Origin of the sequence: Fictibacillus fluitans (assembly GCF_030418125.1) — a bacterium.
In the GTDB taxonomy this organism is placed as follows: domain Bacteria; phylum Bacillota; class Bacilli; order Bacillales; family Fictibacillaceae; genus Fictibacillus_C; species Fictibacillus_C fluitans.
On the sequence record NZ_JAUHTR010000002.1, the window covers coordinates 114,557 to 130,712 of the forward strand.

The 16,156-nt window shown below is 44.2% G+C and carries 13 protein-coding genes; 8 read left to right on the forward strand and 5 right to left on the reverse strand.

What is annotated here, in order from left to right; all coding sequences use genetic code 11:
- Complete coding sequence (locus QYB97_RS05860; RefSeq protein ID WP_301165044.1) at nt 1–1,548, forward strand: response regulator transcription factor; 1,548 nt, start codon at nt 1–3, stop codon at nt 1,546–1,548.
- A gap of 36 nt (nt 1,549–1,584) precedes the next feature.
- Here the strand turns inward: QYB97_RS05860 and QYB97_RS05865 are convergent, their stop codons facing one another.
- Genes QYB97_RS05865 through QYB97_RS05875 form a run of 3 tightly spaced genes read right to left on the reverse strand, consistent with a single transcriptional unit; the run spans nt 1,585 to nt 5,431 of the window.
- On the reverse strand, nt 1,585–2,724 hold the full coding sequence (locus QYB97_RS05865; RefSeq protein ID WP_301165045.1) for an FAD-dependent monooxygenase: 1,140 nt from the start codon (nt 2,722–2,724) through the stop codon (nt 1,585–1,587).
- A gap of 37 nt (nt 2,725–2,761) precedes the next feature.
- Nucleotides 2,762–3,451, reverse strand: a complete 690-nt coding sequence (locus tag QYB97_RS05870; RefSeq protein WP_301165046.1) for a hypothetical protein — start codon at nt 3,449–3,451, stop codon at nt 2,762–2,764.
- A gap of 12 nt (nt 3,452–3,463) precedes the next feature.
- Nucleotides 3,464–5,431 (reverse strand): DNA/RNA non-specific endonuclease, encoded by a 1,968-nt coding sequence (locus QYB97_RS05875; RefSeq protein WP_301165047.1) that lies wholly within the window; start codon nt 5,429–5,431, stop codon nt 3,464–3,466.
- A gap of 491 nt (nt 5,432–5,922) precedes the next feature.
- Here QYB97_RS05875 and QYB97_RS05880 point away from each other — a divergent pair, with 491 nt between their 5' ends.
- The 6 genes from QYB97_RS05880 to QYB97_RS05905 all read left to right on the forward strand — a co-directional run bounded on the left by QYB97_RS05880 (nt 5,923) and on the right by QYB97_RS05905 (nt 13,328).
- On the forward strand, nt 5,923–6,849 hold the full coding sequence (locus QYB97_RS05880) for an ABC transporter permease (protein ID WP_301165302.1): 927 nt from the start codon (nt 5,923–5,925) through the stop codon (nt 6,847–6,849).
- A 12-nt stretch (nt 6,850–6,861) separates the two neighbouring features.
- Nucleotides 6,862–7,764: a carbohydrate ABC transporter permease gene (locus QYB97_RS05885; RefSeq protein ID WP_301165048.1), complete on the forward strand. Its 903-nt coding sequence runs from the start codon at nt 6,862–6,864 to the stop codon at nt 7,762–7,764.
- 22 nt (nt 7,765–7,786) lie between these two features.
- On the forward strand, nt 7,787–9,460 hold the full coding sequence (locus QYB97_RS05890) for an ABC transporter substrate-binding protein (RefSeq protein ID WP_301165049.1): 1,674 nt from the start codon (nt 7,787–7,789) through the stop codon (nt 9,458–9,460).
- 29 nt (nt 9,461–9,489) lie between these two features.
- On the forward strand, nt 9,490–10,125 hold the full coding sequence (locus QYB97_RS05895; protein ID WP_301165050.1) for a YesL family protein: 636 nt from the start codon (nt 9,490–9,492) through the stop codon (nt 10,123–10,125).
- A 27-nt stretch (nt 10,126–10,152) separates the two neighbouring features.
- Complete coding sequence (yicI, locus tag QYB97_RS05900; protein WP_301165051.1) at nt 10,153–12,468, forward strand: alpha-xylosidase; 2,316 nt, start codon at nt 10,153–10,155, stop codon at nt 12,466–12,468.
- Between the two features lie 179 nt (nt 12,469–12,647).
- Entirely contained in the window at nt 12,648–13,328 is a 681-nt protein-coding gene (locus QYB97_RS05905; protein ID WP_301165052.1) for a hypothetical protein, read from the forward strand.
- Between the two features lie 95 nt (nt 13,329–13,423).
- Here QYB97_RS05905 and QYB97_RS05910 read toward each other — a convergent pair whose 3' ends face one another.
- Nucleotides 13,424–13,981, reverse strand: coding sequence for a helix-turn-helix domain-containing protein (locus QYB97_RS05910; protein ID WP_301165053.1), 558 nt, complete (start codon nt 13,979–13,981; stop codon nt 13,424–13,426).
- Nucleotides 13,982–14,093: 112 nt separating this feature from the next.
- Here QYB97_RS05910 and QYB97_RS05915 point away from each other — a divergent pair, with 112 nt between their 5' ends.
- Nucleotides 14,094–14,678, forward strand: coding sequence for a LysE family translocator (locus QYB97_RS05915; RefSeq protein ID WP_301165054.1), 585 nt, complete (start codon nt 14,094–14,096; stop codon nt 14,676–14,678).
- A 51-nt stretch (nt 14,679–14,729) separates the two neighbouring features.
- Here QYB97_RS05915 and eat read toward each other — a convergent pair whose 3' ends face one another.
- Entirely contained in the window at nt 14,730–16,088 is a 1,359-nt protein-coding gene (gene eat / locus QYB97_RS05920; protein ID WP_301165055.1) for an ethanolamine permease, read from the reverse strand.
- Between the last annotated feature and the right edge of the window lie 68 nt (nt 16,089–16,156).

Genomic DNA, 16,156 nt, shown 5'->3' on the forward strand with positions numbered 1-16,156 from the left:
GTGTACAATGTACTGATTGTTGACGATGAGCCGGTTATTCGTGAAGGATTAAAAATCATTATTCCGTGGGAAGAGTATGGATTTACGGTGGTGGATTCGGCCTCGAATGGTATGGATGCCATAAAAAAGTACGAGGAGCACCAGGGAAAGGTTGACCTTATCCTGGCTGATATCCAGATGCCTGAAATGGATGGGCTCCAACTCATCCAGGAGATTCGGAAAAGCGATCCGCACATCCACTTTATTATTTTAAGCGGGCATGCCGACTTTTCCTATGCCAAGAAGGCGATTGCGTGGGGAGTCGATGATTATATCCTTAAACCTCTGGATGAGGACGAGCTGATTAGCCGTTTAGTGAAGCTGAAGGGTGTACTTTCTGAAGAGGAGACCCGTGAAAGCACGGAAGCCCGCATGGAACAGCTCATAGTGGACCTCGTCACAAAGGATGATATCTCGTTTCAAAGCGAAGCTGAAAAATTAGGGCTGGTTTGGGAGTCGTATCAGGTTTTGCTTTTGAAGGAAGTGAATCATGAGGAAGCCTCCCAAGGACAACTGCAGTTGAAACAGTTTCTGGGGAGTTATTTTGCCGAACAAAACCGCGGTGTCGTTTTTACGTTCTCCTCCACAATCGCTATCCTTTTAAACAAACGTTTAACCAAAAACCAGAATTTGAAGTTTTTATCGACTGAATTAAAAGGGATCACGAAAGAGTATGGAGATTATTGTATTTTTGCCGGATTCGCAGAAAAGGAACTGTCTTTTATTAAACGATCCTTTGAAAAGGCGCGGGAATTGGCGGCACAGAAATTTCTTTATGACCAGGATGTACTTGTATGCCCCGCAACACCCATTAACCCTAAATTATCAGCGCTTAAGACTGAAGAAATCTGTTCAAAAAAGGAATATGAGCTCGTTGATAAGCTTGTCTATGCCTTGAAAATTGGAAACAAGGACGTCGTTTATAAGATCATTGAGCACGATATCCTTCAGCTGATTAATGGAAAGGACAATGAGAAGTCGGTGAAGGCCAAGTATATTCAGTTCATTTCTTCTGTTTTGACCAAGTTAATGCATATGGATTCCTCTCTTTCCTGGCTGGAAAAGGAATACCCCAAACAGGTCGACCGGATCTATCACTATACACGTTTTGAGCAGCTGGAAACAGGAATGCTGGACTTCTTTACCATGATTTTAAACGAGATGAAAACCGATACGAGAGAAGTCCAAATGGAAAAGCTGCTGGAATTCATTCATGAAAACTATCATAAACCCCTGAAATTAGAGATGCTGGCAGACCTCTTTAATTACAGCAGCGCGTATTTAGGCAAAATTTTTAAAAATGCCACAGGAGAATCGTTCAATACATATCTAGATCAAGTACGCATTGAAAAAGCAAAGCAGTTGCTGCGAACCGATATGAAGGTGTATGCGGTGGCGGAATCGGTGGGCTATACGAATGTGAATTACTTTTTTAGCAAGTTTAAAAAATATATCGGTGTTTCTCCGACAACGTTTAAAAAGAACAAGGAGACAGCAGGGAGGAGGTGAGGCTTGCGCTGAATGTGCAAGCCTTTTTCCCGTGTTTCAGCTTAAATCAACATCATATAAAAAGGCCATCCGCTTCAATTGGGCGGCTTCCGATTCCCGTTTTAACAAAAAGTTTCTCACTTTTATCATCATTTTGTTTTCAAGCTGTCCCACTTGCCCAATCCTTCTTGACATCTTTATTATTTTTGCCGTTCTTTCCATTCTTTTGGCTTCAAACGCTTTAAAGGCACTCTTTGCATCCTCATGTTCTTTAAGGCAGTTACCGAGAATAATGGCGTCTTCAATCGCCTGTCCCGCTCCCTGTCCCATATTGGGCGTGGATGCATGGGCGGCATCTCCCAATAAAAGAATCCTGTCAAAAGCAAAACGCTTGATGGGTGTAATATCCAAGATATCATTATGGATGAGGGCATGATCTTCCGTCATTTGAATAACGAAAGGGATTGGATCATGATAGTCTCTAAAAATAGAATGCAGGTCCTCTGTTTTCATGGCTTTCATTTTTGGATCGTGGGCGTTTGCATTCACACAGGCAAACCAGTAAAGTTTTTGGTTTGCCAACGGAACAATGCCAAAACGGCCGTTTCGCCCCCATGTTTCTGTTGCTGTGTTTTCATTAAATGGATGGTGGTCAATGATTCCGCGCCAACAGGTATAACCCGCGTAGCGCGGGACCGATTCGGGCATTAATTTTTGGCGGATAATGGAATGGATGCCGTCTGCTGCTATAATATAATCACATTTTTCGCTGGTTCCATCTTCAAAATAAACCGTAGCCTCTTGTTCATTTTGTTCCGCATTCACCGCTTTTTTGCCTGTTACCACATGAGTGTCCTTCAAATTTCTCATCAGAATGTTGTGCAGATCGGCCCTATGGATGGTGACATTATCTGTGCCATACTGAGCACTAATGACCCTGGTATCCACTTTACTGATTTGCTTTCCGCCCTGATCACAAATCACCATTCCATCCAGCTGATGTCCGGCTTGTATTACTTCTTCAGCGATACCGAGCTTCTCCATTCCTTTTAAGGCGTTGGCTCCGATTCCAAGTCCAGCTCCGAGCGCTTTTATTTCCGCAGCCCTTTCATAGACAACGGTTTGAATTCCTGCTTTTTCTAAAGCAATTGCCGTGCATAAGCCTCCAATTCCGGCGCCAACAATCAATGCTTTCATAACCAACACTCTCCTTAATGAGTTGCTCATTCATGACTTATATTTGTGTCAAAACATAGACAAGCGGCTCCCGGCTCTTTGTTCCAAAAAAGTAGATGTGGTTGGCCAAAAAAAGTTCATAGTACGAATGAGAGGAGGGTGCTTGATTCCCTTCCAAACTTATTACCATCTGGGGAGGTGCATTTTCCACGGTTTCAAACTTCATATCTTCCGGCAGCTGCATCAAGAAAATCATGGACACTTCCGAGTTATAGCTGCCTGGAGATTCATCATCCAGCAGCCAGTTTGGGGATCCGCCTATTTTTTCATGGTTTTCGTAAGGATCCGCAGCAGGTGACAAACGCCATTTTACAAATTTAATTTTTTCCTCATACTCATTTCGCAGTTCTCCTTTTTCTGTTTCAAAGAGAATGATCCTGAAGTTTTTCTGGTAGGATTCCAGGAACCCCTGTGGGATATCAATTCCCTTTAATGTATCCTGAAGCATCTCGGGAATCAGGTAATCTTCATGTGCGCACATCGTGCAGCCAAAAACGGCCATTGTTCTTCCTTCCCAGCTGTGCCCCTCGGGGAACGATACCTGAAAAAAGAAGGTCAATTTTTCCCCGCACAACTCACATGTGGGCAGCGGTTCTGACTCAGGGATGCGGGGAAGTCCGCCAATGAATGTCAGATCGCTTTCTTCTTGCTGTCCGGAATCCTTTATTAGAAGATAGCTTTTATCCATCTCATCACTTCCTCAGGGATTTTTAAAGATCCTTGTTATTGTACGTCCATTTACTCTTACGGAATAAGCCACTTCATGCGGCCGGTTGGCTCCTGCCGCATACTTCGGAACGACTCGTACGAATACGGTTTTACCCGCTTTTACTTCATCATGTATCTGCTTCTCAAAGGCCCTGAACGCCCCGCGGTTGATACTGTGGTTTTGGGGAAACAGATTGGCCGAATTTTTGTTGCCAAGCCCGCCGAGCTTGTTTCCGATCGCGTGTCCGGCATCGTCCGTATTTCTTCCGCCGAAGAGTCTCATTAACTTTCTTGAAGCATCATTCGTATCCGTTCCTTTTCCAAGGCTGTTTGGTTCAATTTTAGCAAAAACGGCCCGCAGCTCTCCATTTTTTCCGAGTGTTGTACGGTACACGAGGCCATCCTTAGTCACAAGCTCATATTTTTTCCATCCGGCAGCGGTCTTCAATATTCTCTTCCCGACAATTTTACCAAAAGGCAGCCGGTTGAAACCGAGAGTAAAAACAGCAGCGGCCGCATATTCCGGAGACGCTAATTTTCGTGGATGGCGAATGATATCGGCGACTTGATGCCCGCTTTGAGCCAGACCTGCAGCGGCTGAAACGGCTCCGAGCGCAGACCATGCGCCAAGAAAAGGGAAAAACAGCGCAAAGGCGCCTGCGATCAGCATTACTTTTTCTGCTCCTGATAATCGGTGATCCCACCAGTTCTGCAAGGAATCGAACAGGCAGGCAAAGCACGACTCAAGACCTGAAGATTCATTAAACCATCCATATCCTGTGATAATAAGTATAGCTGTAAGCAACAGCAGCGCCCCATAGTACCTGTGTACGGTTGCCGAAAGATCCTGGACCCTGCTCCTGGCCTCCTCATCTCCGCGAATCAGCGTAAACCCAAGCTCTCTCCGTTCTCTGTAGAAATACAGCAAACTTCCGAACCTTTGCCGGTCACGATAAAGAGAAGATAGAAGATGATGGACTTCGCTGACAGGATTAATCAGCCTTTCTTCCGGAAGCAAGAGCAGCTTGTCTTTTACCCTGTTCAGATCCCAGTAATCGATACTAACGGCCGCAATGAGCATACCTAGAAAAAGAGGTTTCGATGCATATCCGCTTCCGAGCAAATCATGAAACCCTTTTAGAACATCAGGTGCCCGGTAACCGGCATTCCACACGATATGATCAAGGATACTTAAGACCAGCAATCCTAATGGTATTAACAAGGTCGCTCGCTTTAATCGATGTTTATACCTTAATGCCAAACCAAAGCCAACGGTTACCATTGCGGTAAGTACCGCATGCCCCGCACTGGTGCCATCGCTGAAAATATTCCCCTCGAAGTAACCAGGAAACAGACTGAAGAATTCCCAATGCAGGACTTGCCCGGTCAATAGGCTTTTCCCGTAAAAAGCCCCTGAAACGAGCCGCCGTGCGGTTTCCTCCAAAAACTGAAACCCTGCTCCTGTGGCTGCACCAGCCAACGCATAATCACTTAAGCTTAATGCAGTGGCTCTGCGGGATAAAAACAAATAGATGGCAAACGGAAGCAGTTTCAGCACTTCTTCTGTTACCGGCGTGATAAAAGACTGGCTCCAAACATCAAGCGCCCTGCCACCAAACATTCCAGTAATAAGAAGGACAATCACCGCATTGAGCGGTGCAATAAGCCAGGCTCCCGCCATAAAGAAATACGTGAATTTTCGCCAGGTAAACGTCTTGCTCCGGCAAAGAAGCCAAAATTGCAGTAAAAGATAAAAGGACCAAAGAAACTGCACAAACATCGTCCGGGAATCTTTCATGAAAAACAGACTTAATATAAAGAGCAGCAGGGAGATCCACGAAAGGATGCTATAAACTGTCTTTATCCAGGGGTGAGACTCTGTCCAGTTCTTCATATGCCTGGCCATTGCCTCTATTTTATTCCTTAAGGTGAACTGTACACGATCCAGATTTGTTTTCAACTTGACCACTCCCATAGAAGTCACTTCTGCAAAGGACATGGTGTTTTCGGTTTCTTACTATACGCTAAGAAGAAGTAAATCTAAATAGGCCAATATTTTCAATTTTCCGAACGTTACTATCCATGTACCCAGAGAATACAAGAGAAAGAGACTGCTAAACTAGCAGCTTCCCCACATGGCCGGGCGTTAGTTGCGGTTCGACACGGAATAGTTGCGGTAAAGCTGGATTTACTTGCGATTCGACACGGAATACTTGCGGTAAAGCTGGATTTACTTGCGGTTCGACACGATTTAGTTGCATATCACGTCATTTTCAGTTTTCGACAAACCCAAAATCATAGCTGAATTTCTGCAATATCAAATAAGTGTATGAAAAGTGTCTAAATTTTTCAGGTTTTGTAACTTCTCTCTTTGTCTTACACTTTTTATATAGACGAAGAAGGGGTGAGAAAAGGGAATTGAAAACGCTGCCATTAGAAGTCTCTAAGCCAATGGTTGTGAAGACCAAAAAGTCAGTATGGAGCAAAATCCTCAGTCAAAAGTATTTAATACTGATGTCGTTTCCGTTTGTGATTTGGGTTTTTGTCTTTTCGTATATCCCGATCTGGGGATGGACGATGGCGTTTCAGAATTTTAAGCCCGGGCTGTCGTTTTCACAGCAGGAGTGGGTGGGCCTGCAGAACTTTAAAGAGTTATTTCTTGATCATGACTTCTATCTGGTCATGCGAAACACGCTCGCCATGAGTATTATGGAATTGGTTGCCGGTTTTCTCTGCCCCATTGTTCTCGCCGTTCTTTTACATGAGTTGAAAAATAAGTACTTCAAACGAACGGTTCAAACCATTTCCTATCTGCCTCACTTTGTTTCATGGGTGGTTGTTTCCGGGATTGTGATTCAAATGCTTTCCACGGATGGCGGGGTCGTCAATCAGTTGCTGATGAACCTTCATGTCATCAACAAGCCCATTGAATTTATGGGAAAGGAAAATTGGTTCTGGTCCATTGTCACCACAGCGGATGTGTGGAAAGAGGTCGGCTGGAACACGATCATCTATCTCGCGGCCATCGCCGGCATCGACCCGCAGCTGTATGAAGCCGCAAAAGTGGACGGAGCATCAAGGTTCCGCCAAATCTGGCACATTACCATTCCGGGCATCCGGACGACCATTACGATTCTATTAATTTTATCCATTGGTAACTTAATCAATATCGGTTTTGAAAAGCAAATGCTGTTAGGAAATCCTCTTGTGCAAAGCCATTCCAATGTCATTCAGCTCTACGCCTTAAACTATGGTATTGGGTTGGGAAGATATTCATTCGGAACGGCAGTCGGTATCTTCAATTCTGTAGTCAGTATTATCCTGTTGTTTTCAGCGAACCGGATCTTTAAGAAAACAACCGGCGAAAGCGTCATGTAAAAGGGGGATATCATGGCAAAAAGGAGAAGTGCTTTACCAACGAATACGTCAGACCGGATTTTCGATATCTGTAACATGGCTTTTATGATGATTGTCGTTGTGGTCATGCTTTATCCGTTTTTAAACGTGCTGGCGATCTCGTTCAATACATCATTGGACACAGTAAAGGGCGGCATTACGATTTGGCCACGGGATTTTACTCTTGAAAATTATAAAAAAATTCTCGAATACGATACCTTATTGGTCGGTTTGAAAAACTCTGTTTTACGGACGGTGCTGGGAACCTTTTTGGGAGTGTTATGTGACTCGATGATCGCATACACGCTCAGCCGGAAAGATTATAAAGCAAGAAAATTCGTTTCCACTTTCCTTGCGCTGACCCTGTTCTTCTCAGGAGGATTGGTTCCGGGATATATGCTTGTTCGTGATCTCCAATTGATGAATACCTTTTGGGTGTATATTTTGCCCGGTATGGTGAGTGTGTTTAACATTTTCATCATCCGTTCGTTTATTGACAACCTGCCCATTTCCCTTCAGGAATCGGCCAAGCTCGATGGCGCCAACGACTTTGTGATTTATTGGCGGATCATCCTGCCGCTTTGTAAACCAGTTCTGGCAACTGTTGCCCTTTTTATAGCGGTGGGTCAATGGAATTCATGGTTCGATACGTACCTTTATAACTCAATGAGTCCCAGTTTAACGACCCTGCAGTATGAGCTGGTTAAAATTTTGCAAAATACGAATTCCACCACCAACGCCAATGCGCAAAGTGCGGAAAACATAGCCAATATGGTGACACCGGAATCGATCAAAATGGCAGTGACGATTTTTGTGACAGTACCGGTTCTTGTGATTTATCCGTTTCTGCAAAAGTACTTTATGCAGGGGATGACACTCGGAGCTGTAAAAGATTGATCTAAAAAGGGGAGGGTTCACAATGAAAGTGAAAAGCAAGGTTATCAGTATCGTTTCTGCCGCACTTCTTCTGATGGGTACAGCCGCTTGCAGCAATGACACCGCAAGCACGGATGCCACCAAGGCAAAAAGCAGTAAAGGTCCCGTTACATTCACCTATTTCGGAGCAGATCCGGTTCCTACCTGGAACAATATGCAGGATGAAGTAGGAAAAGAGATTACCAAACGCACAGGAGTTACGTTAAAAGCCTCCTACCAGGTAGGAAATGATGATAAGGTCGGGCTTATTGCTTCGAGCGGACAGTATCCTGATTTGATCAGTCCAAAGGGTTCTGCAGCCAAAATGGTGGATGCGGGGGCAATGGTCGACCTGAAACCACTCATTGAAAAATATGCGCCCAATATTAAAAAATTGATCGGCAACAACTGGGGCCGCTTAAAGTACAGCAATGAGGATCCGAAGGTTTATTTTATCCCGACCTATGATGCGGTCGGACAAAAGCAGTTCGATGCAGGCGGAGGCTTCGAGCTTCAGCATGCCGCTGTAAAGGAAGCGGGCTATCCGCAAATCAAAACGCTGCAGGATTATGAGAATGTAATCAAGCAATATGTAAAGAAGCATCCAACGGTTGATGGGAAGCCAACCGTCGGAATGTCTCTCATCGGGAGTGACTGGCACTTCCTGATCACGGTCACGAATAATGCCACAGGCGCGACAGGCAAACCGGATGAAGGAGAATATTCCATCGATCCGAAAACCCATAAAGCAACCTTCCATTCCAGGCTGCCTGAAGAAAAGGAATACTTCAAATGGCTCAACCACATGAATGATATCGGACTTTTGGACTCACAAAGCTTTGTTCAAACGTATGATCAATACCTGGCGAAAGTCGCGTCAGGCCGTGTGGTTGGATTGGCAGACCAGTCATGGAGCTATGGAAGTGCGGAAAACACCTTGAAGGGTGCAGGAAAAGATGAATTAACGTACGGACACTACCCTGTTACGTTAAATGATAAATACAAGCGTCATGATTTCCAGAGTATCGGCTTTAATGCAGGATGGGGAATTGGGATCACAAAGAATTGCAAAGATCCGATCCGCGCCATCAAGTTCCTTGATTTCCTGGCTTCAGATGAAGGACAAATTCTAAATTACTGGGGAATTAAAGACAAACAGTACAAAGTGGATAACGGCAAACGCGTTATTCCAGCGGACGTCCAGGAACAAAAAACGAAAAACAATGCGGAGTTCACGAAGAAAACTGGCATTGGCATGTATAACATCTCAATGAGATATGGAGATGGCATGAAGGATTCTACCGGAAACTACTACACAACAAACTTCCCTGAAAATGTGGTTAAAAACTACTCGAAAGAAACCAAGGAAGTATTGTCACATTACAACGCAAAAACCTGGAAGGATTTGTTCCCAAGTGAAAAAGAGTTCCCTGTTCTGCCTTGGGGTGCGGCGTGGAGCATCAATGCATCAAGCAATACCGAATACGGCGCAATCTTCCAAAAAGCAGAGGATACGGCAAAGTCATATGTCACAAAAGCGATCCTTGCCAAGCCAGCTGATTTTGACAAAGAGTGGGATAACTACTTGAAAGCATTGGATGCCATCGGCGTCAAGAAGATGGAAGCCGAGTACACCAAGCTGGTGAAAGCCCGTGTTGAGTTGTGGAGCAGCAAGTAAAATAAAAAAGCTGAAAAGGGGCCGAGTCAATGAAAGTAAGCGGCAATTTGTATAAGTATTGTGATTGGATTATGAAATTTGGTTACCTTAATTTGCTGTGGATACTGTTTACGTTAATGGGTTTGATTGTGTTTGGATTCGTACCGGCTACAGTCGCCTTATTCACGATTACGCGTGCATGGGTCAGAGGAAGCACGGAGATTCCAATGTGGTCTACCTTTATAAATGTATATAAAGCGGAGTTTGTTCAATCGAATAAAGCGGGATTCTTCTATATACTCGGAGGCTGTATTTTATTTGTTGACGAACGATTCCTTGCCCAGTCTTCAGGCGGTCTTCATTTTATTATGGTGCCATTATTGCTGGTCGTTATGGTGCTTTTCGGACTTTCTTTGCTGTACTTTTTTGCCGCATATGTGCATTTCGAGTTAAAGCCGTTTGCCTATATCAGATACTCGCTCATGATCAGTCTCTCTCAATTTCCTTACACCGTCATGATGATCGCCGGAGTCTGGTTTTCGTATATGCTTCTCAAATACGTGCCTGGAGTCTTTCTGTTTTTTGGCGCAAGCTTACTGGCTTTTATGATGACGTGGGCGGCGAATCAGGCTTTTGTCAAAGTCCAGGCAAAGGCTGCCCATCTGCAAAAAGCAAGTAGTCTGTAATTTTATAAAAAAGGTGGAGAACAATGCATGAAATTCAGTAATGGATGCTGGTTAAATAAAGAAGGCTATCAATTTTTTCACCCAACTGAGGTAAATGATACGAGAGTGACAGATAAGAAGGTCACCCTTTATGCTCCATGCCGGAAAGTCAATCACCGCGGCGATACGTTGGATGGAGGGATGGTAACCATTGAGCTGTCCTCTCCCATGAATGATGTGATTAAGGTAAAAGCGTATCACCATAAAGGAGCTGTTAATCAAGGGCCTCATTTCGAGATTCATGAAGACAATGACGGGGCAGTAATGGACGATGGTGAGCAAGAACTGACCTTTTCGAGTGGCAGCCTGAAGGCCCGTGTAGATAAAGAGAATTGGAAGCTATCGTTTTACCATGAGGATGAACTGCTGGCTCAATCTGACAGCCGGTCGATGGCGTATATTTTATCAGATGAGAAGCAGCCGTTTATGCGCGAGCAGCTTTCTCTGGATGTCGGGGAACTGATTTATGGGCTGGGTGAACGTTTTACACCGTTTGTGAAAAATGGCCAAACCGTTGATATCTGGAATGAGGATGGCGGTACTGGCAGCGAGCAGGCATACAAGAATGTTCCCTTCTATGTCAGCAACAAAGGCTATGGCGTGCTGATCAACCATCCTGAAAAGGTATCCTTTGAAATTGGCTCGGAAAAAGTGTCAAAGGTTCAATTCAGCGTGGAAGGCGAATATCTGGAGTATTTTATTATCAACGGGCCAACGCTGAAAGATGTTTTATCTCATTACACCAAACTCACAGGAAGGCCGAGTCTGCCGCCTGCCTGGTCGTTCGGTTTATGGCTGAGCACCTCCTTCACGACCAATTATGACGAAGAAACGGTGACCAGCTTTGTGGAAGGAATGGAGCAACGGGATATTCCAGTGGATGTTTTCCACTTTGACTGCTTTTGGATGAAAGAGTTCGAGTGGTCCAACTTTATTTGGGATGACCGGATGTTCCCGGATCCGGAAGGCATGCTAAGAAGACTGAAAGACAGGGGCTTGAAAATTTGTGTGTGGATCAATCCGTACATTGCCCAAAAGTCCGAGCTTTTTGATGAAGGCATGGAAAAGGGATATTTGGTAAAACGGGCGGACGGCTCCGTTTGGCAGTGGGATAAATGGCAGGCCGGAATGGGGCTGGTTGATTTCTCTAACCCGGAAGCCTGCAAGTGGTATCAGGACAAGCTGGAAGTGCTGATTGAAATGGGCGTGGATTCGTTTAAAACCGACTTTGGTGAACGGATTCCAACCGATGTGGTGTACTTCGATCGATCGAACCCGCAAAAGATGCATAACTACTATACTCATCTTTACAACAAAACCGTGTTTGAATTATTGGAGCGGAAGCTTGGCAAAAATGAAGCGGTGGTTTTTGCCCGATCAGCTACTGTCGGGGGACAAACCTTCCCGGTTCACTGGGGAGGCGACAGCTGGTCCAACTATTACTCCATGGCTGAAACACTGCGCGGCGGCCTATCGTTCAGCTTATCTGGTTTTGCTTATTGGAGTCACGATATCAGTGGATTTGAAGCGGGAGCCACACCGGATCTGTATAAGCGCTGGACCCAGTTTGGCCTGCTTTCTTCTCACAGCCGCTATCATGGCAGCGGAGAGTACAAGGTGCCCTGGCTTTATGGCGAAGAAGCTGTTGACGTGTCCAGATATTTTACTCAGCTGAAATTACGGTTGATGCCGTATCTGTTCAAGAACGCGGCAGAAGCTTCCCAAGCTGGAACTCCGATGATGCGGCCGATGGTGTTGGAATTTCAGGATGATCCCACCTGTCATTATTTAGATCAACAATACATGCTTGGGGACTCCCTGCTGGTTGCGCCGATTCTGAATGACCGAAGTCTGGCAAACTACTATCTGCCTCAAGGAAAATGGACCAATTTCATCACAAACCATGTCGTAGAAGGCGGAAAATGGGTGAAGGAAGAGCATGGATACATGACCCTGCCGTTGATGGCTCGGGAGAACTCTATTATTGTCATGGGGGCTGAGGGAAAGAGAGCCTCTTACGATTATACGGAAGATGTAACGGTTCATATTTTTGAGCTGCAGGATAATACGCCTGCAAGTGCGGATATCTATAACATTCATGGTGAGAAGGCAGCGGCAGTGACCGCGGTAAAAGAAGGGAACCGGATTAGTGTGAATGCGGAAGGGTTGAGTGGGTCTTATCAGGTGGTTTTGAGGAATATCTTCGAGGTGGAAAGTGTTTCTTCTGGGGAGGTTATGCGGACAGAGGAAGGGACTTTGATTAGGGTTGATGGTGAGGGTTTTGGGGTGGAGTTAATATCTTAGAGTATTGTATAGGTTAAGGTGATAACTGGTATTTGCAGTTATCACCTTATTTATTGATATTTCCTTGATGCTTGTCCTGCAGTGACTTACATAATTAGATTGAACGAATTAAGTGTAACGTGGAATGTTATTTTTCATAGAATAAAGTACAAGTTTTATGATACGGGGGATTGTACTTTGTGAAGAAATTTAACAACTTGCAAAGGAGAGTAAAAGATTTAAGAAGAGGAACTTCCATAAACGTTTTTTTAAAAGATTCTTTGCAATCAATTAATATTGTTTTTGTAAATTATCATTGCAGAACTAAATGTGTGACGGCTTTATCTGAAGGGAAAATAATTATTTTTAGTATTGAAGATATTGTGGGTGTTTTATTCCCGTTTTATATTGATACCAATCCGCCGGTCATTATCCCGTGCAGAGGTTGTTCAATTGTAGGTAGTGGAACTGCATCCCCAACTGCTGATTTATCGTACTCTGTCTCCAATATGAATGTAGATTGTGATTGTGAAAATTCCCCGCTATTATTCGCAACCCAGAGAAGAATTATTCGTGTACCACTATCAGAAGAAATTATTCAAGAGGAGCCCATAAATATGGAGCTTGAATTGAACAGTATTACATTAACAGGCCTTGCATATGATTTAACCACTACGACAATTATTATTGATCCTTTAACAATAGCAATAGATACATTTTTAATAGTGTATAGCTCTTCGGATGTTCGATGTGATAATACTGATATACCCTCTGGACCATATGTTCAGTTTATAAAGACAGGAAGTAATACTTCTATTTTTAATTCAAGTTTTTTTGGCCCTGTTTCAATGACAGGAAGTATAACCATTAATAGTTGCTAAAGCAGCAATGAAACTTCAACTTGCTTAAAGGCTATTTCATGGTGAATAAAACCCGTACCGTCTATAGGTACGGGTTTTATCCTTTTTAGCAATTGCTACAGGGACTGATAATTAATTGTCATATTTATTCTTGTTAATTCGCTGCCCGGATTATGGTATGCATGGTGGCAGTTGGCTTTGAAACGGATGGATTGATCTTTTTCGAGTAAGTAGGTTTGCCCAGATATCGTTAATTCGAGCTGTCCATCAAATACTGTAATGTATTCTTCCGTGCCATCGTGATGAGGAGCTGCCTCTAAATAACCACCTGACTCAATTTCTACCATATATATTTCGAACTGCTTGTTGTTTTCGAAAGGGAAATAGGGATACACTTTATATTTTCCATCGTTTTCGGGCAATTCCAATAAGTCCTCTTTTGAAATGATCGTTATATCGTTCGTTGATTCTTTAATGAGCGAAGTGAATGATACCTTTAGTCCATTTGCGATTTTCCACAGCGTTGTTATGGTTGGAATCGATTCTCCGCGTTCGATTTGGCCTAACATCGTTTTGCTGACACCGGTCAACTCAGATACTTTATCCAAACTTAATTTATTTATCCTTCTGAATGCCTTCATGTTTTCAGCGACCACCACATGAATTTCCTTCACATATATCCCTCAATTTTTTTATTTACAATATAACGTATAAATAATACAATTTAAAGTACATAACGCTATAGCGTACATTTGTGCATTATAGCATACAAGGAGTGCTGCCATAATGTCCGTGTTGTCACTGTTGGTTTATGCTTTTATTGCAAGCTTCACACCTGGTCCCAATAATATTATGTCATTGTATTTCGCCAATCAATTTGGTTTGAAACAGACGTTTAAATTTTGTGTAGGAGTGGGTTTGGGATTCTTCATGTTATTGTCGATCGCAAATTATTTTACTGTTGCATTAACCACTGTTTTTCCAAAGCTTGAGGCCATTATGAAACTAGTTGGCTGCCTCTATTTGCTTTACCTGGCTTATAAGATCATGAAAAGCAAACTTGGGAAAGAACAACAATTCAACAGCCGGTACAACAATTTAAAATCAGGTGCGATGCTGCAATTTATCAATCCTAAAGGGACCGTTTATGCCATTACCGTTACGGCTACATTCATTGCTCCTTTTTACCAGCATTATTTGTCTCAATTCTTTTTTGTTCTCTTGTTGGCTGTCATTGGATTCATGGGAACATTCAGCTGGAGCTTGTTTGGGTCATTGTTTAAGAAGTGGATTGCACAATATCAGAGGGTTTTCAATATCACGATGGCTTTGTTGCTTGTTTATACGGCCGCTACGATTTTGTTTCATTAATATAAAGCAACACCCCTACCATCTCGGCACGGGTGTTGCTTTAGGTTCTTCTTAATTCACCGAAACTCCCTCTTCCTCCGCATATGAAGCATCCGCTTGTCTCTTAAGACGGGCAGATCCATATAGCACATAGTAGACTAAAGAAATTAGGAAAATACCGAGAATCACATAGATCAAAGGGACAGAAGCGCCAAACAGCATCATGTTGGTAGTCAGCACGCTGTATTTAATAATGCTGTACAAACAAACCAATCCGAGGATCAGGGCAATGCTTGGCACGACCGGATACTTTACCTTGAACGGACGGGCGAGCTCCGGTTCCTTTTTACGCAGGATGAAGAGGGAAACCATGCTGATGCAGTACATCATCATCGCGCCAAAAACGGAAAGAATGATCAGCGCGTTGGCAAAACTTGCTGAACCCGCACAGATGACACCGATGGCTCCAGGGATCAAGAGGCCGCCGACCGGAACGCCTTTTTTATTCGTTTTGGCAAGGAACTTGGGGAAGTAGCCATCACGTGCCAGGGCGTACGTTTGTCTGGAGAAGCCCATGATGATGCCGTTCAAGCTGGCAATCAGGCCGAACAATCCGATGATGGCAAGAGCCGTGGAAATGCCGTTGTCATAAACAGAGGAAAGCGCCTGTGGAAGAGGGTAATCCGCCAGCTTTCCGCTTCCGCCGCCAAGACCAGCCGTAACAAACAGCGTAAATAACGTAGCAGTCGCCAATGTGATAATGGCACCGATAAAGCCTTTGGGAATGTCTTTTCTCGGGTTCTCCACTTCTTCCGCAGCCATCGCTCCGCCTTCAATTGCCAGATAAAACCAGACAGCGAACGGGATAGCGGCCAGAACGCCTGTCGGGCCATTCAGAAAGGAGTTGCCGTTAAAGATGTTGGAGGCTTCCACATGAGGCAGGCCGGCAACATAAAAGATAGACAAGCCGATCAGTGCCAAAATAGTCGCAGTCAGCTCAATAACGGCAACTTCTTTTACACCGATCAGATTTAAAAGAATGAAGAAAATGAATGCGCCAACCGTGGCATACACCGGGTTCACGACTGGGATGAGGAAGTGAATGTACGCGCCGGTCGATACCGCAATGGCAGGAGGCGCAAATATAAATTCAAGCAGACAGGCCATGCCTGCCATATAACCGCCAAACGGCCCCATCGCCCGTCTCGCATAAGCGGAAGGGCCGCCCGCCTGGGGAATGGAGGTGGAAAGTTCCGCATAGCTGAACATAAAGGTGGTGTAAAAAACGGTCACAATCAGCGTAGCGATCGCTAGCCCGATAATTCCGCCTTGTTCAAACCCATAGTTCCACCCGAAATATTGTCCGGAGATTACCATACCTACTGAAATTGCCCATAAGTGAATCGGTTTTAGCTGCTTTTGTAGCGCCATCTTTTCTCCTCCTTTGTGTTTTATATATTGCTTTCGGACATTTTCGGATAAAGTCTTCCTTGATAAGT